Here is a 22,231-nt window from a genome sequence, read left to right on the forward strand (position 1 = left end):
CGATGAGCGACGATCCGTTCGAGGCGATCAAGGCGACCTTCTTCCAGGAGTGCGAGGAGCTGCTCGCCGATCTGGAAGGCAATCTGCTGACGCTGGAGTCCGGCTCGACGGACATCGAGGTCATCAACGCCGTGTTCCGCGCCGTCCATTCGGTGAAGGGCGGGGCGGGGGCCTTCGGGCTGGAGGACCTGGTGCGCTTCGCCCACGTCTTCGAAACGCTGATGGACGAGCTGCGCTCGGGCCGGAAGCCGTGCGACGAGCTGACGGTGAAGACGCTGCTGCGCGCCTCGGACGTGCTGGCCGATCACGTCGCCGCCGCGCGCGGCGCGGGCGCCGCCGTCGACCCGGCGCGTTCGGCCGGTCTGGTCGCCGAGCTGGAGACCCTGACCTATGGCGGGGCCGCGCCGGTCGCGGCGGCCGAGCCGGAAGAGGACGACTTCGGCTTCACGCCCGTCGCCATGGACCTGGGGGCGTTCGACGCCCCGGCGGGTCTGCCCGACCTGCCGCCGTTGCCCGATCTGGCGGCTTTGGCGCCCTTGCCTGACCTGTCGGCCCTTGCCGCTGCAGGCGGCTGGAAGATCGTTTTCCGTCCCCATCCGCGCCTCTACGCCAGCGCCAATGAGACCGGGCTTCTGCTGCGCGAACTGGGCCGACTGGGCCCGATGCGGGTGCAGATGGACGACAGCGGCGTGCCGTTGCTGGACGCGCTGGAGCCGACCGACAGCCACCTGATCTGGACCATCGAACTGGAGGGCGACGCCAGCGAGGACGAGGTGCGCGAGGTCTTCGACTTCGTGGAGATGGACTGCGACCTGAGCATCATGCCGCTGGGCGATGCGGCTTCGGTTAAGACTGCGCCCGTCGCGGTCGAAGAGGTCGCCCATGACCTCGGCGACGACGCCTCGGCTCTGGCTCTCGCGGCATCGTCGGAACTGGACATCGCCGCCCTGCTGGCCTCGGTCGGCGCCGCGCCGACGGAGGCGCCCGCGCCCGTCGCCGTGACGCCTGCGGTCGAACCTGTCGCGCCGCCGCCGGTCAAGCCAGCGCCCGCGCCGGCCGCACCGGCTCCCGCGCAGGCGGCCGCCCCCGCCGCTGCGGCGCCGGTGACCATCCGCGTCGATCTGGAGCGCGTGGACCGCCTGATCAATGCGGTCGGCGAACTGGTCATCCAGCAGGCCATGCTGGCCCAGCGCGTGACCGAAAGCGGCCTGGCTCGTTCGTCCGACATCGGCCTGGGTCTGGAAGACCTCGAACTGCTGACGCGCGAGATTCAGGACAGCGTCATGGCCATCCGCGCCCAGCCGGTGAAGTCTGTGTTCCAGCGGATGCCGCGCCTGGTGCGCGAGGCCGCCGAGGCCACGGGCAAGAAGGTCAAGCTGGTCACGTCCGGCGAGGACACCGAGGTCGACAAGACCGTGGTCGAACGCCTGGCCGAGCCGATCACCCACATGCTGCGCAACGCCATCGACCACGGGCTGGAAAGCCCCGAGGACCGTCTGGCGGCGGGCAAGCCGGCCGAGGGCACGGTGCGTCTGGCGGCCCTGCACCGCTCGGGCCGGATCGTCATCGAGATCGCCGACGACGGCAAGGGCATCAACCGTCCGCGCGTGAAGGGCATCGCCGTCGAGCGCGGCCTGATCGCCGAGGATGCGGTGCTGTCGGACGACGAGATCGACAACCTGATCTTCCTGCCCGGCTTCTCGACCGCGACCGAGGTGTCCGACCTGTCGGGCCGGGGCGTCGGCATGGACGTGGTGCGCCGCTCGATTCAGTCGCTGGGCGGGCGCATCTCCATCAGCTCGGTTCCCGGCAAGGGCTCGACTTTCACCCTCAGCCTGCCGCTGACGCTGGCGGTGCTGGACGGCATGGTGGTCGGGGCCGCCGAACAGACCCTGGTCGCGCCCCTGGCCGCCATCGTCGAGAGCCTGACGCCGAACGCGGCCGACATTCACTACGTCGGCGGCGTCGATCCCGTGCTGCGCTTCCGCGAGGCCTTCGTGCCGCTGGTGGACGTCGGCCTGGTCATGGGCTTCCGCGACGCCCCGACCGAGCTGAAGGGCGGGGTGGTGATGATCGTCGAGACCGAAAGCCGCCAGCGCGCGGCCCTGCTGGTCGACGCCATCCACGGCCAGCGCCAGGTCGTCATCAAGAGCCTGGAAACCCACTACCGCCACGTCGAGGGCGTGGCCGCCGCCACCATCCTGGGCGACGGCCGCGTGGCCCTGATCCTCGACATCGACGCCCTAGTGACCGCCAAGCGTTCCCGAACCCCGTCGCGTTCCGACCTGCAAATGGCGAGCTGAGACCATGACCCCGACTGAACACCAGACCCTGACCCCGAACGTCGCCGGGACCGACCGCGAACTGATCGCCTTCCGCATCGGCGAACAGGAATTCTGCGTCGACATCATGAGCGTGCGCGAGATCCGCGGCTGGACCCCGGCCACGCCGCTGCCGCGCTCGCCCGCCTATATGAAGGGCGTCATAAATCTGCGCGGCGTGGTGCTGCCGATCATCGACCTGGGCGCGCGTTTCGGCCTGGCCACGACCGAGCCGACCGAGCGTCACGTCATCATGGTGGCCCATGTCGGCTCGCGCCTGGTCGGCCTGCTGGTCGATGCGGTGTCGGACATCGTGCAACTGTCGGACGCGGCCATCCAGCCGACGCCCGACGTGGCCAGCGACCAGGTGAAGTCCTTCGTGAAGGGCATCTTCGCCGTCGAGGGCGGCCGCATGATCAGCCTGATCGACCTGGACCACGTCCTGCCGGAAAGCGAGGCCGAAGCGGCATGACGACCGTCGCCGGGCGGGAAGCCCTGGTCGAAGGCGAGTTCGTCTTCACGGCCGAGGATTTCCGCCACATCGCCCACACCCTGCACGCCCACGCGGGGATCGCCCTCAGCGAGGGCAAGGCGGCGCTGGTCTATTCGCGCCTGGCCAAGCGGCTGCGCGTGCTGGGGCTGCGCAGCTTCCGCGACTACTGCGCCCTGATCGACGGCGCGGAGGGCGTGGACGAGCGCCAGGCGATGATGGCGGCCCTGACCACCAACGTCACCCGCTTCTACCGCGAGCCGCACCACTTCGATCATCTGCGCGACAAGGTGATGCCGGAACTGGCGGCGAAGGCGCGCGCGGGCGGGCGGGTGCGCCTCTGGTCCGCCGCCTGTTCGAACGGACAGGAGCCCTATTCGATGGCGATGACGGTGCTGGACGTCCTGCCGGAAGCGGCCGAACTGGACGTGCGCATCCTGGCCACCGACATCGACCCCAACATGGTCGCCGAGGGTGCGGCGGGCGTCTATTCCGACGACCTGCTGGCCCCGGTCCCGGCGGCGTCGCGCAGGCGTTTCGAGCCGGTCGCGGGCGCGCCGGGCCGGTTCAGCGCCGATGCGACGCTGCGGCGGCTGGTGACCTTCAAGGAGCTGAACCTGATCGGCGACTGGCCGATGCGCGGCCGCTTCGACGTCATCTTCTGCCGCAACGTGGTCATCTATTTCGACGACGCGACCCAGGAGCGGGTCTGGGGCCGGTTCACGCCGATCCTGAACCCCGGCGGCGTCCTCTACATCGGCCATTCCGAGCGGGTGACGGGCCCGGCGGCCCATGTGCTGCAGCCCGCCGGCCTGACCACCTACGTCAAGGGAGCGGGGGCATGAGCGCGGTCACGGTCCTGGTGGTGGACGACAGCGCCACCATGCGCAGCCTGATCAGCGCCGTCCTGCGCCGCGATCCGGAGATCAACGTGGTCGGCACGGCCGCCGATCCGCTGGAGGCGCGCACGAAGATCAAGGCGCTGAACCCCGACGTCATCACCCTGGACGTCGAGATGCCCAATATGAACGGGCTGGAGTTCCTGGAGAAGATCATGCGGCTGCGGCCCATGCCGGTGGTCATGGTTTCGACCCTGACGCAGGCGGGGACCGACGTGACCCTGGCCGCGCTGGAGGTCGGGGCCGTCGACGCCGTGGCCAAGCCCGCGCCGGGCGTGCCCGCCGCCGAGGCCTTCGGCGACCTGGCCGAGAAGGTGAAGATCGCCGCGCGGTCTCGCGTTCGTCCGCTGGAGGAGCGCGCGGTCAAGGGCCACGAGGGCGCCTATCACGCCGACCCCGACCATGTGCTGGCGATCGGCTCGTCCACCGGCGGGGTCGAGGCTCTGCTGACCATCCTGTCGGCCTTCCCGGCGGACTGTCCGGCGACGGTCGTCACCCAGCACATGCCCGCCAGCTTCACCAGGAGCTTCGCCGCTCGCCTGAACAAGGTCTCGGCCGCCACGGTCAGCGAGGCCGAGGACGGCGCGCCGCTGAAGCCGGGCCACGTCTACATCGCGCCGGGCGGCGAGGCTCATCTGGCCGTGTCGGGCGGGCGTTGCCGCCTGGTCGCCGCCGATCCGGTCAACGGCCATCGCCCCTCGGTCGACGTGTTGTTCGGCTCGGTCGCCCAACTGGGCCGCCCGATGACGGGCGTCATCCTGACCGGCATGGGCAAGGACGGGGCCAGGGGCCTGCTGGCCATGCGCCAGGCCGGCGCCCGCACCCTGGGCCAGGACGAGGCGTCCTGCGTCGTCTATGGGATGCCGCGCGCGGCCTTCGAACTGGGCGCCGTCGAGCGCCAGCTGCCCCTGTCCCGTATGGCCCCGGCCATTCTCGAATCCTGCGCCGCCCGTTCGGCCGCGCCCCAGACTGTCGCGTAAGGACGTTCATGCCCGCCGCTTCCGCCATTCGCACCCTTGTCGTCGACGACCAGCTGACGATGCGCTCTCTTGTCCGCGCCAGTCTGCAGCAGATCGGGATGCGCGACATCGAGGAGGCGCCGGACGGCGAGGCGGCCCTGCGGTCCCTGCTGGCGCAACCGGTCCATCTGGTGATCTCGGACTTCAACATGCCGAATCTGGACGGCCTCAGCCTGCTGCGCGCCATCCGGGCGCACCCGCCCCTGTCCAAGACGGCCTTCATCATGCTGACCGGTCGGGCCGATCGCGAGCTGGTTCAGCGCGCCGTGCAGTTCGGCGTGAACAACTACCTGGTCAAACCCTTCACTACCGCCCAGTTGAAAGAGAAGCTGGAAGCGGTGTTCGGCCCGCTGACGTGATCGGCGCGGCCGCTCAGGAGCCGGTCGAGCGGCGCGTGCACGTAGGGCAGGGCGATCACTTCGTGTCGTCCGATCCCGACGTGGTGCTGACCACCGTGCTGGGCAGCTGCGTGGCCCTGTGCCTGCGTGATCCGGCGGCGGGAGTCGGGGGCATGAACCACTTCCTTCTGCCCGAAGGCTCGGGCTCCGGAACGGACGTCGGCCGTCGCTACGGCGCCTATCTGATGGAAGTGCTGATCAACGACGTGCTGAAGGCGGGCGGACGCCGCGAGCGGCTGGAGGCCAAGCTGTTCGGCGGCGGACGCATGTTCGACAGTCTCAGCGACGTGGGCGCCGCCAACGCCGACTTCGCCGAGAAATTCCTGGCCGACGAAGGCATACCCGTCGTCAGCCGCAGTCTGAGAGGCGCGGGCGGGCGCCGCATACACTATTGGCCGGTCAGCGGTCGGGCGCGTCAGCGCGTGGTGACGGACGGCGCGATCCTGCCGCCCGCGATCCCGTCGTCGCCCGTCGCAACCGGAGATCTGGAGCTGTTCTGATGGCCGAGACAGACAATCGCGACCTGTTGGCCGCCATGGCGGCGGAGCTGGCGGACATCCGCGTCGAGATCGAGGCGGCGGGCGGTCTGGTGTCCGAGGTCCTGCGCCAGCTGCCGGCCGAGGCCCGGCTGGGGTATCTGACGCGCAGCCAGACCTTCGACGTGCTCTCCCAGCGTATCGAGGCCCTGGCCGGCCTGGCCCAGGCCGTGGCCGACGACCAGCCGATGGATACCGCCCTGGCGGCGCTGCCCCTGGCCGAGATGGCCGAGCGGATGCAGGAGACCACCCACCGCGCCCGGCCGGGAGCGACCCCCGCCGAGGAGAGCGCCGAAGACGAACGCGTCCCGGCCTCGGGCGTGCTGCAACTCTTCTGAGCCCATGAGCGAGGACCGCATCAATCTGGAGCAGTCGACGGTCCTGCTGGTGGACGACACGCCGCAGGCGCTCGACATGCTGAGCTCGATCTTCCAGGGCTTCGGCGTCAAGGAGCAGATCAAATGCCCCTCGGCCGTCGAGGCGGTGAAGGTCGTGCAGCAGCGTTCGGTCGATCTGATCGTCATCGACTGCGGCGACCCGGAGATGGACGGCTACGCCTTCACCCGCTGGCTGCGACGCGAGACGCCCGCGCCCCTGCGCTACACCCCCGTCATCCTGGTGACCGGCCACGCCGCCCAGTCCAAGGTGCAGGAAGGCCGCGACTGCGGCGTCAGCTTCGTCATCGCCAAGCCCCTGACGCCCGCCGTGCTGCTCAAGCGCATCCTGTGGCTGGGGGCCGACGAGCGCGAGTTCGTGGAATGCGAAACCTACGTCGGGCCCGATCGTCGTGTCCGTAACTTCGGCCCGCCCGTGGGCATGGCGGGGCGCCGCAAGGGCGATCTGTCGGCCCATGTCGGCCACGCCGTAGAGGCCAATATGGACCAGGCCGATATCGACATGCTGCTGAAGCCGCAAAGGGTGTCCCTGTGACCGAGGCCGTGACCACCAGGATCCAGACCTCCCTGGCGCAACAGATGGCCCGGCCGGGCGGCCGGACCCTGGCCGACGTCGAGCGCCGCGCCAACGAACGCCTGGGCCGGCACAAGGCCGAGGTCATGGTCGAGGTCGAGGCCGCCGTCGCGGGGCTGGAAGGGCTGTGCGTCGCGCAGCCGGAGGCGCCGGCGGGGGAGGTCTATCGCCTGGCGACGCGGGTGCTGGACCTGGGGGGGTTCTTCGAGACCGGGCCCTTGTTCGACGCGGGCTACAGCCTGGCCGACATGGCGGACCGCATGGCGGCGGCCGACGCCTGGGAGTGGCCGCCGGTTCAGGTGCACGTCCAGGCGCTGCGGCTGATCCTCAACGCGGGCTGCGAGCGCAATGCGGCGACGGATCATCTGCTGGCGGGCCTCAAGGCCGTCGCGGGGAAGACGGGCGCCTAGGCCCTTCCCCCCTTGTGGGAGAAGGAAGCCGTTAGCCGTATCTGGCGATGCCCAGGTCGGCGGTTTCGATGTCCGGCGTCCGGCCGCTGATCAGGTCGGCGATGACGCGGGCCGAGCCGCAGGCCATGGTCCAGCCCAGCGTGCCGTGGCCGGTGTTCAGGAACAGGTTGTCCAACCCGGTCTTGCCGATGACCGGGGTGCCGTCTGGCGTCATCGGACGCAGGCCGGACCAGTAGCTGGCCGCCTTCAGGTCGCCGGCGCCGGGGAAGAGCGAGCCGACCGAATGCTCCAGCGTGTTGCGGCGCTGTTCCGGCAGGATGTTGTTGTAGCCCGAGATCTCGGCCATGCCGCCGACGCGGATGCGGTCGCCCAGGCGGGTGATCGCCACCTTGTAGCTCTCATCCATGATGGTCGAGACGGGGGCGGCGGGTTCGTCGATGATCGGGGCGGTGATCGAATAGCCCTTCACCGGATAGACCGGCAGGGTCATGCCCAGCGGCTTGACCATCTGCGGCGAGTAGGAGCCCAGCGCCAGCACATAGGCGTCGGCCGTCACCACGCCCTTGTCGGTCTTGACCCCGGTGATGCGGCCGCCCTCGGCGATCAGAGCCTGAATCGTCGTGCCGTACTGGAAGGTCACGCCCTGCGTTGTCGTCGCGTGGTCGGCCAGGGCGTTGGTGAATTTGAAGCAGTCGCCGGTCTCGTCGCGCGGCAGGCGCAGGCCACCGACGAACAGGTCGCGGGTGGCCTTCAGGCCCGGCTCGGCGCGGATGCAGCCGTCCTGGTCCAGCACCTCGAACGGGACGCCGCCTTCGCGCAGGACCTCGGTGTCCTTGTAGATGCCGTCCAGCTGTTTCTGGGTGCGGAACAGCTGCAGCGTGCCCTGGGTGCGGTGGTCGTACTGAAGGCCCAGCTCCTCGTTCAGCGCCGTCTGCACCACCTGGCTGTACTCGGCCAGACGCACCATCCGCGCCTTGTTCAGCGCATAGCGGCTGGAGGTGCAGTTGCGCAGCAGGGCCAGCAGCCAGCGCACGGTCGCCACGTTCAGATGCGGATGCAGGATCAGCGGGGCGTGACGCATGAACAGCCACTTGACCGCCTTGGCCGGGATGCCGGGCGCCGCCCAGGGCGAGGAGTAGCCGGGTGAGATCTCGCCCGCATTGGCGAAGCTGGTCTCCAGCGCCGGACCGCTCTGGCGGTCGATGACGGTGACCTCGTGCCCCTGACGGGCCAGGTAGTGGGCGGTGGTCACGCCGATGACGCCGGCGCCGAGGATTGCGATCTTCATAGGACTTGACCTTACGCGAACCAGACGCGTGGCCTCCTAGACCAGATTTTGCGCCGGTCGCGCAAGTCGGAGTTTGTGTGCGCCGCAATATCGACGACGTTGATAAGGACTGCCTGTGTTCGGCCGATCACGGTTGATTATTTGCTCGCTATATCGGTCAGGCGCGACAAGCTTGGCCTAGGAGGATCGGGTCGGGTCGGTCAGAGGCTCGCCGTAGTGGCGATCGCCATGCAGATTGGCGGCCAGGGGCGCTGTGGTGCGTTCGATCATGCGATGGACGACCGGCTTGTCCGGCCCCTGGTGCAGGGCGCGGATGCCCTCGTTGATCGAGGCGTCGGCGTGGGTGATGCGCTGGTTGTGGCGGATGTAGTCCAGCCAGGTCGGCGTCTGATACTTCTCAACCCAGATCTCGGGTTCGGCCAGGTCGCGCATCAGGCGCCACTGACGCGCGCCGTCGCGGCGGCGGATGCGACGCCGCTCGTCCATCAGGGCCAGGAAGGCGTCGATGTCCTCCTCGCGGATGCGATAGGCGATGGAGACGATCACCGGCCCGCTGCGCGGCTCGATGGCCAGGGCGGTCTGCGGCTCGGTCCAGCGCCGCAGCAGGTCCATGTTCAAATTGGCGGTCGAGGGCAGGGGGACCCTGAGGCCGATCAGCACGCACAGCGTCAGCACGCCCGCCGAGACGGCCAGCGCCGTCTCGACGCCATAGGTCTGGGCCAGACTGCCCCACAGCCAGCTGCCGCCCGCCATGCCGCCGAAGGCCGCCATCTGATACAGCGCCAAGGCTCGCGCCACGACCCAGCGGGGCACCGACATCTGCACCGTGACGTTGAAGCTGGACAGCACCAGCACCCAGCCCGCTCCGGCGATCATCAGGGCCGGAAGCGTCACGACCAGCCAGGGCGCATAGGCCAGGCCCAGGGCCGCCGCCGCAAAGGCCAGGGCGGCGACGCGGACGATGGTCTCCGTCTCATATTTCGCGCGAAGTCGGCCGACGAACAGGGCGCCGCCCACGGCGCCGACGCCGAATGACCCGAGCAGCAGGCCGAAGACCAGAGGGCCGCCGCCGCTCTCGCGCGCGACCACGGGCATCAGGGCCTGGATCGCGCTGGCGCCGACGCCGAACACCAGGGCGCGCAGCAGCACCGCCGTCACGCGCGGCGACAGGAAGGCGTAGCGCACCCCGCCGGCCATGGCCGCCAGCAGCCGCTCTCGCGGCAGGGTCTGCTTGGGCCGCTCGGGCTTCCAGCGGAACAGGACGATCAGCAGGCCCAGATAGCTGAAGGCGTTGACGGCGAAGGCCGCCGCAGCGCCCGCCGCCGCCACGATCAGGCCGCCCAGCGCCGGGCCGACGCTGCGCGCCATGTTGAAGCCCATGGAGTTCAGGGTCACGGCTCCGGCCAGGTCCTCGCGCGGTACCATGTCGCCGACTGACGCCTGCCATGCCGGGCCGTTGAAGGCCGTGCCGCAGCCGATCAGAAAGGTGAAGGTCAGCAGCACCCACGGCGTGATCCAGCCCATCCAGGTCATGGCCGCCAGCCCCGCCGAGACCAGCAGCATGAAGGTCTGGGCCGCCAGCATGATCCTGCGTCGGTCCACCGTGTCGGCCAGGGCCCCGGCCGCAAGCGACAGCAACATGATCGGCAGGGTGATCGACGCCTGCACCAAGGCGACCATCTGCGCTGAGGCGATGGAGGTCATCATCCACGCCGCGCCCACCGACTGGATCAGGCCGCCGAAATTGGTGACCAGGCTGGTGATCCACACCGCCCGGAAGATCGGATGCCGCAGCGGCGCCAGGGCCGAGGGACGCTCCGGCGGGACGGACGGCGGCCCAGAAGCAGCGGCGTCGGCGGTCGAACTCATGCGGGGCGGCTCCTCGCATGGACGACACGGGGGTGAACGATACGCAGCAGACGGGAACCGACGACGATCATGCGGGCAATCCACACGGCTTCGGCGGGGGAAGCAAGGCAGGAAGCGGTCACTCTGGGTTCCGGATTATTGGCGTCGCGAGGGCGATGGCGGGACGCTATAGGAAGGCCGTGACCGTCCCAGCCGTTCCCTCCCAGTCGCCTTCGGCCCCCTTCACCGTGGCCGCCCTGTATCGTTTCGCGCCCGTGGCCGATCCGGCGGCGTTGCGGATGCATCTGCTGGACCTGTGCGGGACGCAGGTGCGCGGCACGCTTCTGGTGGCGCATGAGGGGATCAACGGCACCATCGCCGGCCCCGAAGCCGACGTCGCCCGCGTCGTCGACGGGGTGCGCGTCCTGCCGGGCTTCGAGCGGCTGGAGCTGAAATATTCGACGGCGCAGGCCATGCCCTTCCACCGCATGAAGGTGCGGGTGAAGGCCGAGATCGTCACCATGGGCCAGCCCGACATCGACCCGGTCGAGGGCGTCGGGACCTACGTCTCGCCCCAGGACTGGAACGCCCTGATCGCCGACCCCGACACCGTCGTCATCGACACCCGCAACGACTATGAGGGCGAGATCGGCGCCTTTGCGGGCGCGGTCCAGCCCAACACCCGCACCTTCCGCGAGTTCGCCGACTGGTTCCGCACCGAGGGGCGCGCCCTGCTGGACCGGCCGACCCCGCCGAAGGTGGCGATGTACTGCACCGGCGGCATCCGCTGCGAAAAGGCCACCGCCTTCCTGAAGGCCGAGGGGGTGCGCGACGTGCATCACCTCGAAGGCGGCATCCTGAAATATCTGGAGACCGTGCCGGAGCCGGAAAGCCTGTGGCGCGGCGAATGCTTCGTCTTCGACGAGCGGGTGGCCGTGGGGCATGGGCTGGTCGAGGGCGAGCACGCCTTGTGCCGGGGCTGCCGGATGCCGGTCAGCCCCGAGGGGCGCCGCTCCGCGCGTTATGTCGAAGGCGTGTCCTGCGACCGCTGCTGGGACGACCGCGACGCGACCCAGCGCGAGGGTTACGCCGAACGCCAGAAGCAGATGGAGATCGCCCGCGCCCGAGGCGTGGCGCATGTGGGGGCGGCGCAGAAAGGTTAAGAGGCGCTTCTTCCGCTCCTCTCACTCTCTGCCGTCATCTTCGGGTCAGACTCGAGGATGACGGCATGTGTCGCGGGGATGGGGCGTAGGTGATGACCGACCCGTCGGAGAGGGTCGCGGACGGCGCCCGCCCATGCCATCCTCCTTCCTTCGCTGAATACGGAGGCCCGCCCATGTCCGCCTTTCGTCCCGTCGAGCGCCTCGACACTCATGAGGTGTCCAATCAGGTTCCGCCGCTGGAGGATGTCGACCTGTTCGCGGGCGACAGGGCGCTGCACGACGCCGTGCGCCATTGGGGCGGGGCGGGGCATGTCGAGCGGCTGACCGATCTGGGCCGCCGCTGCGGCTCGGCCGAGGTGATCGACTGGGGCGTGCAGGCCAATCGGGTGACGCCCGTGCTGGACACCCACGACCGCTATGGCCGCCGGATCGACGAGGTGACCTTTCATCCGGCCTATCATCAGCTGATGGATCTGGGGCTGGGCGCAGGGATCGCCGCCAGCGCCTGGGACGGGACGCCGAACGGGCATCTGCTGCACGCGGCCATCCTGTTCCTGACCGGGCAGGCGGATTCTGGGACCAGTTGCCCCATGACCATGACCTACGCCTCGGTCGCGGCCTTGCAGGCCGATCCGGCGGCGGGGGAGCCGTGGATCAGGGGCGTGCTGGCCGGCCGCTATGACCCGGCCGTGCGCCCGGCGGCGGACAAGGCGGGCGTGACGCTGGGCATGGCCATGACCGAGAAGCAGGGCGGCTCGGACGTGCGCGCCAACACCACCCGCGCCGAGCCGGTCGGCGAAGACGGCTGGTATAGTCTGACCGGGCACAAGTGGTTCTGTTCGGCGCCGATGTGCGACGCCTTCCTGACGCTGGCCTATGCGCCGGGCGGGCTGACCTGCTTCATCCTGCCGCGCTGGCTGCCGGACGGGACGCGCAATGCGGGCTTCCGCGTCATGCGGCTGAAGGACAAGATGGGCGACCGCTCCAACGCCTCGTCCGAGGTCGAATATCACGGCGCGCTGGCCCAGCGGTTGGGAGAGGAGGGGCGGGGCGTCGCCACCATCATCCGCATGGTCCAGCACACGCGGCTGGACTGCGTGGTGGGCTCGGCGCTGCAGATGCGCGGGGCGCTGGCGCAGGCCGTGTGGCACGCCGCCCACCGCACCGCCTTCCAGAAACGGTTGCTCGACCAGCCGATGATGGCCGCCGTCCTGACCGATCTGGCGGTCGAGAGCGAGGCGGCGACGGCCCTGTCGATGCGGCTGGCGGCCACCTTCGATACGGACGACGCCGTGGGACGCCTGCTGACGCCGGTCGCTAAATACTGGGTCTGCAAGCGCGCGCCGAACCTGATCTATGAGGCGATGGAGGCGCTGGGCGGCGCCGGCTATGTCGAGACGGGACCGATGCCGCGCCTGTTCCGCCAGTCGCCGCTGAACGCCATCTGGGAAGGCTCGGGCAATGTCATCGCCCTGGACGTGCTGCGCGCGGCGGGGCGCGAGCCGGAGGCCGTCGAGGCTCTGCGCGACTGGCTGGGGTCGCAGGCCGGGAAGTCCGCCGACTACGACCGTTTCATCGCCGGGCTGGGCGTGACGGCGAACGAGGCGGGGGCGCGGCTGGCGGTCGAGCGGCTGGCGCTGGCGGCACAGGCGGCGGCCCTGCTGGAGATGGACAGCCCCTCGGCCGAAGCCTTCATCGCCCTTCGTCTGCGCCCGCGCGGCATGGCCTATGGCGCCTATGAGGTCGAGGTGGATCAGCGGGCGGTGCTGGAACGGGCCATGCCCGCCTGAAACTCGGGAAAAGGGCGCCGGAAAGGACGAAGGCCTCGCGGGGGCTCCGCGAGGCCTTCGGTGGTGGAGCTAAGCGGAGTCGAACCGCTGACCTCTTGAATGCCATTCAAGCGCTCTACCAACTGAGCTATAGCCCCAGGCCGTATCGGCTTGGTCATGTCGTCGACCGTGTCAGGCTGAAGCGCCCGGAAAGGACGAAGGCCCCGCGGGCGTTCCGCGAGGCCTTCGATGGTGGAGCTAAGCGGAGTCGAACCGCTGACCTCTTGAATGCCATTCAAGCGCTCTACCAACTGAGCTATAGCCCCGAACCTTTCGGTCGGTCCCGCCGGGGAAGCTGTCGCCCCCCAGCGAGGCGCGGAAACTAGGTCAGGCCGTTTTGAAGATCAAGCGGGTCTGACACATTTTTTTCCGCTTATTTTTCCGACTCTTGGGCCTTAGTCGTCGTCACGCGACGGCTTGGCCAGCTCTTCGTCGAGGTCGTCGTCGTCCTCGTCCTCGATGAAGGGCACGGAATCGTCGTCGTCATCGTCCAGGACGTCGTCGTCATCGTCGCCGTCGGTCGAGCCCATGCCGGCGTCGTCGCCGCCCGGCTCGCCGTCGTCGTCGTCCGGCGTCAGGATCGGCTCATGGCCTTCCTGGTCGATTTCCGGGGTGGAGCCTTCGGCGTCCTCTTCGTCCTCGTCGCTCTCGACCGACTTGTCGGCGACCTGATCTTCGGCCTCCGCGTCGTCAGCGGCGAAGCCGGCGCCGCGCCGCGCACGGCGGCTACGGACGGCTTCTTCCATCGGATCGAACTCGGTGTCGCACTTGGGGCAGTGGGCCGGGCGACGGTTCAGATCGTAGAATTTGGCCTGGCAGTTCGGGCAGACCTGCTTTTGGCCCAGTTCGGGATTGGCCACGTGATTAGACCTTCGGCGGGTTTAAGGGAGAAATCGGAAATAGGGCGGCTCCCTTGCCACCGGCGGGGGCCGCTGTCAAAAGCCTTCTTTTCCGCGCCTGCGCGGCCTTCCTGACATTCGGAGCCTGCATCAGGGTGAGCACTCCCCAGACCTTCACCGCGTCCCGCGTTTCCAGCCTCGATTCCGGCCTTCGGGGCGTGGTTCGCGCACCGGGCGACAAGTCGATGTCGCACCGCGCCCTGATCTTCGGCGGCATGGCTGAGGGCGTCACCGAAATCGAGGGTCTGCTGGAGGGCGACGACATCTTGGCCACAGGCCGGGCCATGCAGGCGTTCGGGGCTGGGGTGGAGCGGATCGGCGAGGGGCGCTGGCGGGTCGAGGGGCGCGGCGCCCTGCGTTCGCCCGAGGCGGTCATCGACTGCGGCAACGCCGGAACGGGGGTGCGCCTGCTGATGGGGGCGGCGGCGGGCTATGCGCTGACGGCGACGTTCGACGGCGACGCCTCCCTGCGCAAGCGGCCGATGAAGCGGGTCACCGGGCCGCTGGCCGACATGGGCGCGCGGTTCGACTGGAACGCGGCCGAGGACCGGGTGCCGCTGACTCTGCATGGGGGCGGGCTGAAGGGCGTGACCTTCGTCCAGAGCGTCGCCTCGGCCCAGATCAAGTCGGCCATCCTGCTGGCCGGGCTGAACGCGGACGGCGAGACCGTCGTGGTCGAGCCGGAAAAGAGCCGCGACCACACCGAGCGGATGCTGCGCGCCTTCGGCGCCGAGGTCGAGGTGACCGAAGAGGGCGACGGCTGGCGCATCCGCCTGTCGGGCGGACAGAAGCTCAAGGGAACCCACGTCGCCGTACCGGGCGATCCGTCCTCGGCGGCCTTCCCTCTGGCGGCGGCGCTGGTGGTTCCGGGCTCCGAGGTGACGGTCGAGGGGGTGATGCTCAACCCCCTGCGCACCGGCCTGTTCCAGACCTGGCTCGACATGGGCGCGGACCTGACCATCGCCAACCGCCGCATGGCCGGGGGCGAAGAGGTCGGCGACGTCACCGCGCGTCATTCGGCGCTGAAGGGCGTCGTGGTTCCCGAAGACCGCGCCGCCTCGATGATCGACGAATATCCGATCCTGGCCGCCACGGCCGCCTTCGCCGAGGGCCGCACCGTCATGCGCGGCATCAGCGAGATGCGCGTCAAGGAAAGCGACCGCATCGCCCTGATGGTCGCGGGCCTGTCGGCCTGCGGCGTTCAGGTGCAGGAGGAGCCGGAGGGCTTCATCGTCACTGGCGCCGTCGGGGTCGGCCCGGTGAAGGGCGGCGCGACCGTCGACACCGCCCATGACCACCGCATCGCCATGAGCCATCTGGTGCTGGGCCTGGCCGCCGAACAGCCCGTCTCGGTCCGCGACCCCGAGATGATCGCCACCAGCTTCCCCGGCTTCGTGGAGATGATGAACGGGCTGGGCGGGACTATTGTCCAAGGGGATGCGGCGTGAACCTCGTCATCGCCGTCGACGGCCCCGCCGCTTCAGGCAAGGGCACCATCGCCGCGCGTCTGGCCGCTCATTACGGCCTGCCGTATCTGGACACCGGCCTGCTGTATCGCGCCGTGGGGCTGGCCGTGCTGGATGCGGGCGGCGACCTGGGCGACGCCGAGGCGGCGGCGCAGGCCGCGCGGGCGCTGGATCTGGCGAGCCTGAGCGACAATCCCCGCCTGACCGATCGCGGCGCGGGCGAGGCGGCCAGCCGCGTGGCCAGCCATCCGGGGGTGCGCGCGGCCCTTCTGAAGCTGCAGCAGGACTTCGCCGCCCAGGCGGGCGGAGCGGTGCTGGACGGGCGCGACATCGGCACGGTGATCGCGCCGGACGCTCCGGCCAAGCTCTATATCGCCGCCAGCCCAGAGGTGCGCGCCGAGCGCCGCTGGAAACAGTTGACCGCGCGCGGCGAGGTCATCGCCTTCGAGGACATGCTGGAGGATATCCGTCGCCGCGACGCTCGCGACGCCGGCCGCGACGACGCCCCGATGGTCCAGGCGGACGACGCCGTCTTGCTGGATACGACCGATCTGGGTATAGAAGCCGCCTTCGATGCGGCCCGCCGTATCGTCGAGGCGGCGCGAGCCAGGGCCGGGATCTGATCCCGCCGGGCGAATCCAACGCTCCGATCTCCTCGACGGCCGCGGGCGTTCTGGCTTTTGTTTCGCGCTTTTCGAGCGTGCGTCGCCTCGCCTCGTGACGACCTGACTTTCCCTTTTTCACCCCATTCGCGCATGTCCGTTCGGTCGTGCGCGTTTCGCCTTCATCAACCTCAAGAGTTTCCATGACTGAAACCCTCAACCCCACCCGCGACGATTTCGCCGCGCTCCTCGACGAACAGCTGCAAGGCCGCGATCTCGGCGAAGGCCAGGTCGTTCACGGCCGCGTCGTCGGCATTGAAAAAGACATCGTCATCATCGACGTCGGTCTGAAGACCGAAGGCCGCATCGCCATGCGCGAGTTCGGCCAGGGCGAAGGCGCCGTCCTGCCCAAGGTCGGCGACAACGTCGAGGTCTACCTGGAGCGCGTCGAGAACGCGATGGGCGAGGCCGTCATCAGCCGCGACAAGGCTCGCCGCGAAGAAGCCTGGACCCGTCTGGAAGCCGTGTTCGCCGAAGGCCACCCGGTCAACGGCGCCATCGTCGGTCGCGTCAAGGGCGGCTTCACCGTCGACCTGGGCGGCGCCTCGGCCTTCCTGCCGGGCTCGCAGGTCGACATCCGTCCGGTCCGCGACGTCGGCCCGCTGATGGGCAAGGAACAGCCCTTCGCCATCCTGAAGATGGACCGTCCGCGCGGCAACATCGTCGTCTCGCGTCGCGCCATCCTGGAAGAAGCCCGCGCCGAACAGCGCACGGAGCTGGTCGGCCAGCTGCAAGAGGGTGAAGTCCGCGAAGGCGTCGTCAAGAACATCACCGACTACGGCGCGTTCGTCGACCTGGGCGGCATCGACGGCCTGCTGCACGTCACCGACATGTCGTGGAAGCGCGTCTCGCATCCGTCGCAGGTCCTGGCCGTCGGCGACACCGTCAAGGTCCAGATCGTCAAGATCAACCCGGACACCCAGCGCATCTCGCTCGGCATGAAGCAGCTGCAGTCGGATCCGTGGGACGGCGTCGAAGCCAAGTACCCGGTCAACGCCAAATACACCGGCCGCGTCACCAACATCACCGACTACGGCGCCTTCGTGGAGCTGGAGCCGGGCGTTGAAGGCCTGGTCCACGTGTCGGAAATGTCCTGGACCAAGAAGAACGTCCACCCGGGCAAGATCGTCTCCACCTCGCAGGAAGTGGACGTCATCGTCCTGGACGTCGACAGCGCCAAGCGTCGTATCTCGCTGGGCCTGAAGCAGGCTCAGAACAACCCGTGGGAGGCCTTCCTGGAGGCTCACCCGGTCGGTTCGACCGTCGAGGGCGAAGTCAAGAACGCCACCGAGTTCGGCCTGTTCGTCGGCCTGGACAACGACATCGACGGCATGGTCCACCTTTCGGACCTGGACTGGAACGTGTCGGGCGAAGAAGCCATCCAGCGCTACCGCAAGGGCGAGGTCATCAAGGCCAAGGTGCTGGACGTCGACATCGAGAAGGAGCGCGTCTCCCTGGGCGTCAAGCAGCTCGGCGGCGACCCGATGGAAGGCGACACCTACAAGCGCGGCCAGCAGATCACCGTCACCGTGACGGCGATCGAGACCGGCGGCATCGAGGTGAAGTTCGGTGAAGACGACGCGCCGGTTACGGCCTTCGTGCGCAAGTCGGACCTGTCGCGCGACCGCAACGAGCAGCGCACCGAGCGCTTCGCCGTGGGCGACCGCGTCGACGCCATGATCACCGCCGTCGACAAGGCTACGCGCCGCGTCTCGGTCTCGATCAAGGCCCTCGAGATGAAGGACGAACAGGAAGCCATCGAACAGTTCGGGTCGTCGGACTCGGGCGCCTCGCTGGGCGACATCCTGGGCGCCGCGCTCAAGAACGCGGGCAAGGAATAAGCTTCCTTCCCGACGGGAAAACGGGGCGGCCGGAGCGATCCGGCCGCCCTTTTTCTTGGAGCGTGCGCGCCGGCGGGCGGCGGCCGGGCTGAGCCGTTCTGGGAATCGCTCTCAGCGCAGATCGGCTTTTTCTCCCTTTCGGAGCCGCTGGCGGGACGAAACCTGTCGGCCTCGAAAGCAAGAAACCTTCGCGACGATACGTTTTGTCTCTTTCTTCCTGTGGCGACAGACGGTTAGGGTGTCGTCCCGGACGGTGAAGCCAAGGCGGGGGCCTGAATGATCAAGTCTGAACTGATCGAGAAACTGGCGGCTGAGAACCTGCATCTCACCCATGCGGAGGTGGAGCGGGTCGTGAACGTGATCCTGGGCCGCATGACCGAGACCCTCTCGGACGGCGGCCGGGTCGAGCTTCGCGGCTTCGGCGCCTTCTCGGTGCGCAGCCGCCCGGCGCGGACGGGACGCAATCCCCGCACCGGCGAGACGGTCGAGGTGCCGGCCAAGGCCGTGCCCTTTTTCAAGAGCGGCAAGGAACTGCGCGAGCGCCTGAACGCTTCCGGCGACGCCTGATCCCTAATCGAAAGACTGAAGATCCCATGAGCCTGCTGACCGAGTTTCGGGAATTCGCCGCGCGCGGCAACGTCGTCGACCTGGCGGTCGGCGTCATCATCGGCGCTTCGTTCGGCAAGATCGTCACCAGCCTGGTGGATCAGGTGGTGATGCCGCCGATCGGCCTGCTGCTGGGCAAGGTCGACTTCTCCAAGCTGGAATGGGTCCTGGTGCCCGAGAACCCGGCGACTGAGGCGGTCGAGAAGGTGGCCATCCAGTACGGCGCCTTCATCAACACCCTGATCCAGTTCCTGATCGTGGCCTTCGTGGTCTTCCTGGCGGTCAAGGCGATCAACAAGATGCGCCGCGAACAGCCGGCCGAGCCGGAAGCGGCCGGCCCGACGCCGACCGAAGCCCTGCTGGCTGAAATCCGCGACGAATTGAAGGCGCGCCCCTAAGGGGCCGTCTGCGAGCGCCGTTTCAGGCCCGCGCCTCCATCGCGCGACGAGGTGCGGACGACGGCGCCAGCCGCAGGGCGGCGCTGGCCCGCGCGGGCAGCGGCCGCAGACAGAAGGAATAGTCGCCGTCATAGGGGGTGGGCCGCCAGCCGGCGTCCTGCATCCCCGCGTCGAAGGCGACGTGACAGTGGCCCCAGCCGCCTTCGCGCCGTGCGCGGTCGGCTTGCCGTCCCAAGGCCCGCTGCAGTTCCGACGACGCGACCTGCAGCCTGACCTTGGCTGCGCCCAGGGGCGGAGCCAGCCGACGCAGGCTCTCGCACAGCGCCTGGATCGCGCGGGCGTCGTTCTTCAGGGCGATCAAGTCGATGATCTCCAGGGTCGGCGGCTCCAGCGGCGTCTGCTTGTTCAGCATGGCGACGGCGAACCCCGTGATGCGTCCCTCGTCTCTATAAGCCAGCGTCAGCGGCGGCACCGTCAGATCGGGGTCCGACAGCCGCCATCGCATGATCGCCGGGCTGCGGTCCGCCGTCAGCCTCCCCTCGGCGCGCAGGGCCTGCCAGAAGCGGGCGTAGTCCGATCGTTCGGACAGGTCTGGCCTGAGGGTCACGCTGGCGGACAGGCGGCGCTCGGCCTGACGTAGGCCGCGTCCGTTAAGCAGGCGGGGCAGGGGAGACAACTGCTCGCCCAGCAGGCGCGCCAGCGTCGGGGCCCGGTCCACCACGCCGCGCAGGGCGCGTCCATAGAGACAGGCGACGGGGTCGATCACCCAGGCCAGCTTCACCGCATGGGCCTCGGGCGGCCAGGGGATCATGCCGTGCCGCCGGTACAGGGGGCTTGAGCGGGCGTTCGCGTTCAAGGTGTATCGGGCGAAGCAGCCCGGCTGGTTGACGAAGGCGTCGATCAGGGCGCGACTGCGGCCTCTCTGCGCCGGAGGCACCACGATGGAGTAGCCGGTGGCGCCGAACAGGGCGCGATCGTTCAGCCAGAACCGCTGGATGAAGTTGCCCACGACGGCTTCCGCGCCTCTGCCGTGGTCGATCACCCAGCCGTGCGGGGCGTCAATTTCCGAGGCGGCCGGATTGGCCGTCAGCCAGCGCCAGCCCGCCGCCGATCGTTCCGGCCACCAGACGCTGCGATGCAGCCGATTGACGGCGTCCAGGTCTGACGCATGCAGCGGGCGCAGCGGCATGAACGGCTCCTTGTGGAAACTCAGGGAGCATTCACGTAAAAAGTGTAAATTGATCTAACGACACCCAAAGCGAGAATTGTTTGGCCGTTGTGCGACGACCTGACGGCCGGATTTCGCCGTTAACGCTTGTTTGCAATCCGTGACCGTGCTGTTTCTGCACGCTTCCGCGCCCGTCGGGGGCGCAAGAGATGGAGCTTGCCGTTGAGCACGACGGACGCAGGGGGCGCGCTCGAAGCGCCACGCAAGACCTTTCTGGGTCACCCGCGGGGGCTGGTGATCCTTTTCTTCACGGAGATGTGGGAACGCTTCTCCTATTACGGCATGCGGGCGCTGCTGGTCATGTATCTGACCCAGCACTTCCTGTTCGGACCGGCCGAGGCGCAGGGCATCTACGCCGCCTACGCTGCGCTGGTTTACCTGATGCCGGTTCTGGGCGGCATGATCGCCGACAGATACCTGGGCGCGCGCAAGGCCGTGGTCATCGGCGCCGTGCTGCTGGTGGCGGGCCACTTCACCATGGCGTTCGAAGGCTCGGGCGGTAAGGAAAGCCTGACCATCGGCGAGCGCGCCTATCAGATCGAGGTCGTCGGCCGCGATCAGAACCGCACCATGTTCGCCGTCAGCGGCGACGAGCGGGTCCAGATCTCCATCACCCCGGAAGGCGTGTCCAAGGTCGGCGCCGAGCCGGCGGCGGCCCAGGCCGCCGACGCTGCGGCGGTCGCGGCGGTCAGCGAGGGCTTCCCCGCCTTCACGCCCGCAGGCGGCTACAAGGTCGAGACCAAGCGCGACACCGCCTTCGGCGAGCCGGTCCTGTTCCTGGCCCTGTCGCTGATCATCATGGGGGTGGGCTTTCTGAAGGCCAACATCTCGACCGTGGTGGGCGCCCTCTATGAAGAGAACGATCCGCGTCGCGACGGCGGCTTCACCATCTTCTACGTCGGCATCAACCTGGGGTCCCTGCTGGCCACGGCGGCCTGCTCCTACCTGGGCTTCACCTACGGCTGGGCCTACGGCTTCGGTCTGGCGGGCTTCGGCATGCTGTTGGGGCTGCTGACCTTCCTGATCGGCGCGCCCTGGCTGGAAGGCCGCGGCGGACCGCCGGTTCCGCTGAAGGGGCGCTCCATCTTCGGCGTGCCGGTCGAGGCCTTCTTCTGGATCGCGGGCATCGTCGCCGTCTTCCCGGTCTGGATGCTGATGCAGCGTCACGAGATCGTGCAGACGATCCTGATCCCCATCGCCCTGATCACCTTCGTCTCGGTGGTCGGCTACACCGTCTTCCGCCTGAAGGGCGCCGAGCGGTCGCGGATGCTGGTCGCCCAGGTGCTGATCTTCTTCTCGGTGCTGTTCTGGGCCCTGTTCGAACAGGCGGGTTCGTCCCTGACCCTGTTCGCCGACCAGTCGACGCAGATGCCGAGCTGGTTCAACGCCGGCTACACCCAGATGTTCAACCCCGGCATCATCGTCGTGGGCGGGCCGATCATGGCGGCCCTGTGGGTCTGGCTGGGCAAGCGCAACCGCGAGCCGTCGACCCCGGTCAAGTTCTCGGTCGCCCTGGTCCTGGTCGGCGCGGGCTTCCTGCTGCTGTCGTGGGCGGCGGCGAACAACTTCAACGAATCCTTCCGCGTGCCGTTGATGATCCTGTTCCTGACCTACGCCTTCCACACCATCGGCGAGCTGTGCCTGTCGCCGGTCGGCCTATCGATGATCACCAAGCTGTCGGTGGCGCGCGTGGTCGGCCTGATGATGGGCGTGTGGTTCCTGTCGTCGTCGGTGGCTCACATCGTCGCCGGCTGGATCGCCGCCGCCACCGCCACGGACACCGTGGCCGGCGTCGTCACCAATCCGCAGCTGGCGTTGCAGACCTATGGCTCCATCTTCGGGACCATCGGCTGGACCGGCGTCGGCGTCGGCGTCGTGCTGCTGGCCCTGTCGCCCCTTCTCAAGAAGGGCATGGCGGGCGTTCACTGATCGCCTGATCGGTTTGCGACAAGGAAGGGGCG

The 22,231-nt window shown here is 68.8% G+C and carries 21 protein-coding genes and 2 tRNA genes; 17 read left to right on the plus strand and 6 right to left on the minus strand.

Features of this window, described 5'->3' with window-relative positions:
• The first annotated feature begins 2 nt into the window (after positions 1-2).
• The 9 genes from ACWGL1_RS11715 to ACWGL1_RS11755 are packed head-to-tail and all read left to right on the plus strand — an operon-like array spanning position 3 to position 7,042.
• Entirely contained in the window at positions 3-2,303 is a 2,301-nt protein-coding gene (locus tag ACWGL1_RS11715; protein WP_452112094.1) for a chemotaxis protein CheA, read from the plus strand.
• Positions 2,304-2,307: 4 nt separating this feature from the next.
• Positions 2,308-2,793, plus strand: coding sequence for a chemotaxis protein CheW (locus ACWGL1_RS11720; protein WP_291779539.1), 486 nt, complete (start codon positions 2,308-2,310; stop codon positions 2,791-2,793).
• A complete protein-coding gene (locus ACWGL1_RS11725; RefSeq protein WP_452112095.1) occupies positions 2,790-3,656 on the plus strand; it encodes a CheR family methyltransferase in 867 nt (288 codons plus the stop codon). Before ACWGL1_RS11720 ends, ACWGL1_RS11725 begins: the two co-directional genes overlap by 4 nt.
• Positions 3,653-4,690: a protein-glutamate methylesterase/protein-glutamine glutaminase gene (locus ACWGL1_RS11730; protein ID WP_452112096.1), complete on the plus strand. Its 1,038-nt coding sequence runs from the start codon at positions 3,653-3,655 to the stop codon at positions 4,688-4,690. Before ACWGL1_RS11725 ends, ACWGL1_RS11730 begins: the two co-directional genes overlap by 4 nt.
• A gap of 8 nt (positions 4,691-4,698) precedes the next feature.
• Entirely contained in the window at positions 4,699-5,088 is a 390-nt protein-coding gene (locus tag ACWGL1_RS11735) for a response regulator (RefSeq protein WP_291779547.1), read from the plus strand.
• Positions 5,085-5,627: a chemotaxis protein CheD gene (locus ACWGL1_RS11740; protein WP_291779550.1), complete on the plus strand. Its 543-nt coding sequence runs from the start codon at positions 5,085-5,087 to the stop codon at positions 5,625-5,627. The genes ACWGL1_RS11735 and ACWGL1_RS11740 overlap by 4 nt, the downstream gene beginning before the upstream one ends.
• Complete coding sequence (locus ACWGL1_RS11745; protein WP_452112097.1) at positions 5,627-6,001, plus strand: hypothetical protein; 375 nt, start codon at positions 5,627-5,629, stop codon at positions 5,999-6,001. Before ACWGL1_RS11740 ends, ACWGL1_RS11745 begins: the two co-directional genes overlap by 1 nt.
• Before the next feature lie 4 nt (positions 6,002-6,005).
• Entirely contained in the window at positions 6,006-6,593 is a 588-nt protein-coding gene (locus tag ACWGL1_RS11750; protein ID WP_312219826.1) for a response regulator, read from the plus strand.
• Between the two features lie 8 nt (positions 6,594-6,601).
• Positions 6,602-7,042, plus strand: a complete 441-nt coding sequence (locus ACWGL1_RS11755; protein WP_452112098.1) for a chemotaxis protein CheE — start codon at positions 6,602-6,604, stop codon at positions 7,040-7,042.
• Between the two features lie 31 nt (positions 7,043-7,073).
• Here ACWGL1_RS11755 and ACWGL1_RS11760 read toward each other — a convergent pair whose 3' ends face one another.
• Together ACWGL1_RS11760 and ACWGL1_RS11765 are read right to left on the minus strand one after the other, a co-directional pair.
• Positions 7,074-8,354, minus strand: a complete 1,281-nt coding sequence (locus ACWGL1_RS11760) for a D-amino acid dehydrogenase (protein WP_452112146.1) — start codon at positions 8,352-8,354, stop codon at positions 7,074-7,076.
• 153 nt (positions 8,355-8,507) lie between these two features.
• The gene (locus ACWGL1_RS11765) at positions 8,508-10,199 is read right to left on the minus strand and encodes an MFS transporter (RefSeq protein WP_291779567.1); all 1,692 of its coding nucleotides are present in this window, start codon (positions 10,197-10,199) and stop codon (positions 8,508-8,510) included.
• A 179-nt stretch (positions 10,200-10,378) separates the two neighbouring features.
• Here ACWGL1_RS11765 and trhO point away from each other — a divergent pair, with 179 nt between their 5' ends.
• Both trhO and ACWGL1_RS11775 read left to right on the plus strand, forming a co-directional pair.
• On the plus strand, positions 10,379-11,341 hold the full coding sequence (gene trhO / locus ACWGL1_RS11770) for an oxygen-dependent tRNA uridine(34) hydroxylase TrhO (protein ID WP_452112099.1): 963 nt from the start codon (positions 10,379-10,381) through the stop codon (positions 11,339-11,341).
• A gap of 173 nt (positions 11,342-11,514) precedes the next feature.
• Positions 11,515-13,131, plus strand: coding sequence for an acyl-CoA dehydrogenase family protein (locus ACWGL1_RS11775; protein ID WP_452112100.1), 1,617 nt, complete (start codon positions 11,515-11,517; stop codon positions 13,129-13,131).
• Between the two features lie 61 nt (positions 13,132-13,192).
• On the opposite strand, the gene ACWGL1_RS11780 is transcribed toward ACWGL1_RS11775, so the two are convergent.
• The 3 genes from ACWGL1_RS11780 to ACWGL1_RS11790 all read right to left on the minus strand — a co-directional run bounded on the left by ACWGL1_RS11780 (position 13,193) and on the right by ACWGL1_RS11790 (position 14,030).
• Positions 13,193-13,268 (minus strand) — tRNA-Ala (locus ACWGL1_RS11780).
• Positions 13,269-13,360: 92 nt separating this feature from the next.
• A tRNA-Ala gene (locus tag ACWGL1_RS11785) sits at positions 13,361-13,436 on the minus strand.
• 129 nt (positions 13,437-13,565) lie between these two features.
• On the minus strand, positions 13,566-14,030 hold the full coding sequence (locus ACWGL1_RS11790) for a TIGR02300 family protein (RefSeq protein WP_291779575.1): 465 nt from the start codon (positions 14,028-14,030) through the stop codon (positions 13,566-13,568).
• A 134-nt stretch (positions 14,031-14,164) separates the two neighbouring features.
• On the opposite strand from ACWGL1_RS11790, the gene aroA reads away from it, so the two are divergent.
• From aroA to mscL, 5 genes are all read left to right on the plus strand, one after another.
• Entirely contained in the window at positions 14,165-15,517 is a 1,353-nt protein-coding gene (aroA, locus tag ACWGL1_RS11795) for a 3-phosphoshikimate 1-carboxyvinyltransferase (RefSeq protein WP_452112101.1), read from the plus strand.
• The gene (gene cmk, locus ACWGL1_RS11800) at positions 15,514-16,158 is read left to right on the plus strand and encodes a (d)CMP kinase (RefSeq protein ID WP_452112102.1); all 645 of its coding nucleotides are present in this window, start codon (positions 15,514-15,516) and stop codon (positions 16,156-16,158) included. The genes aroA and cmk overlap by 4 nt, the downstream gene beginning before the upstream one ends.
• 182 nt (positions 16,159-16,340) lie before the next feature.
• Positions 16,341-18,038 (plus strand): 30S ribosomal protein S1, encoded by a 1,698-nt coding sequence (gene rpsA / locus ACWGL1_RS11805; protein ID WP_291779584.1) that lies wholly within the window; start codon positions 16,341-16,343, stop codon positions 18,036-18,038.
• A 276-nt stretch (positions 18,039-18,314) separates the two neighbouring features.
• On the plus strand, positions 18,315-18,605 hold the full coding sequence (locus ACWGL1_RS11810) for an integration host factor subunit beta (RefSeq protein ID WP_003165992.1): 291 nt from the start codon (positions 18,315-18,317) through the stop codon (positions 18,603-18,605).
• 26 nt (positions 18,606-18,631) lie between these two features.
• A complete protein-coding gene (mscL, locus tag ACWGL1_RS11815; protein WP_087141720.1) occupies positions 18,632-19,042 on the plus strand; it encodes a large-conductance mechanosensitive channel protein MscL in 411 nt (136 codons plus the stop codon).
• Between the two features lie 22 nt (positions 19,043-19,064).
• Here mscL and ACWGL1_RS11820 read toward each other — a convergent pair whose 3' ends face one another.
• Positions 19,065-20,231 carry an N-acetyltransferase gene (locus tag ACWGL1_RS11820; protein ID WP_452112103.1) on the minus strand — a complete coding sequence of 389 codons (1,167 nt, stop codon included), beginning with the start codon at positions 20,229-20,231 and terminating at the stop codon, positions 19,065-19,067.
• A gap of 201 nt (positions 20,232-20,432) precedes the next feature.
• Here ACWGL1_RS11820 and ACWGL1_RS11825 point away from each other — a divergent pair, with 201 nt between their 5' ends.
• Positions 20,433-22,199, plus strand: a complete 1,767-nt coding sequence (locus tag ACWGL1_RS11825; protein ID WP_343828575.1) for a peptide MFS transporter — start codon at positions 20,433-20,435, stop codon at positions 22,197-22,199.
• The last annotated feature ends 32 nt before the right edge of the window (positions 22,200-22,231 follow it).

The sequence above is a fragment of the Brevundimonas sp. NPDC055812 genome, from assembly GCF_053616535.1.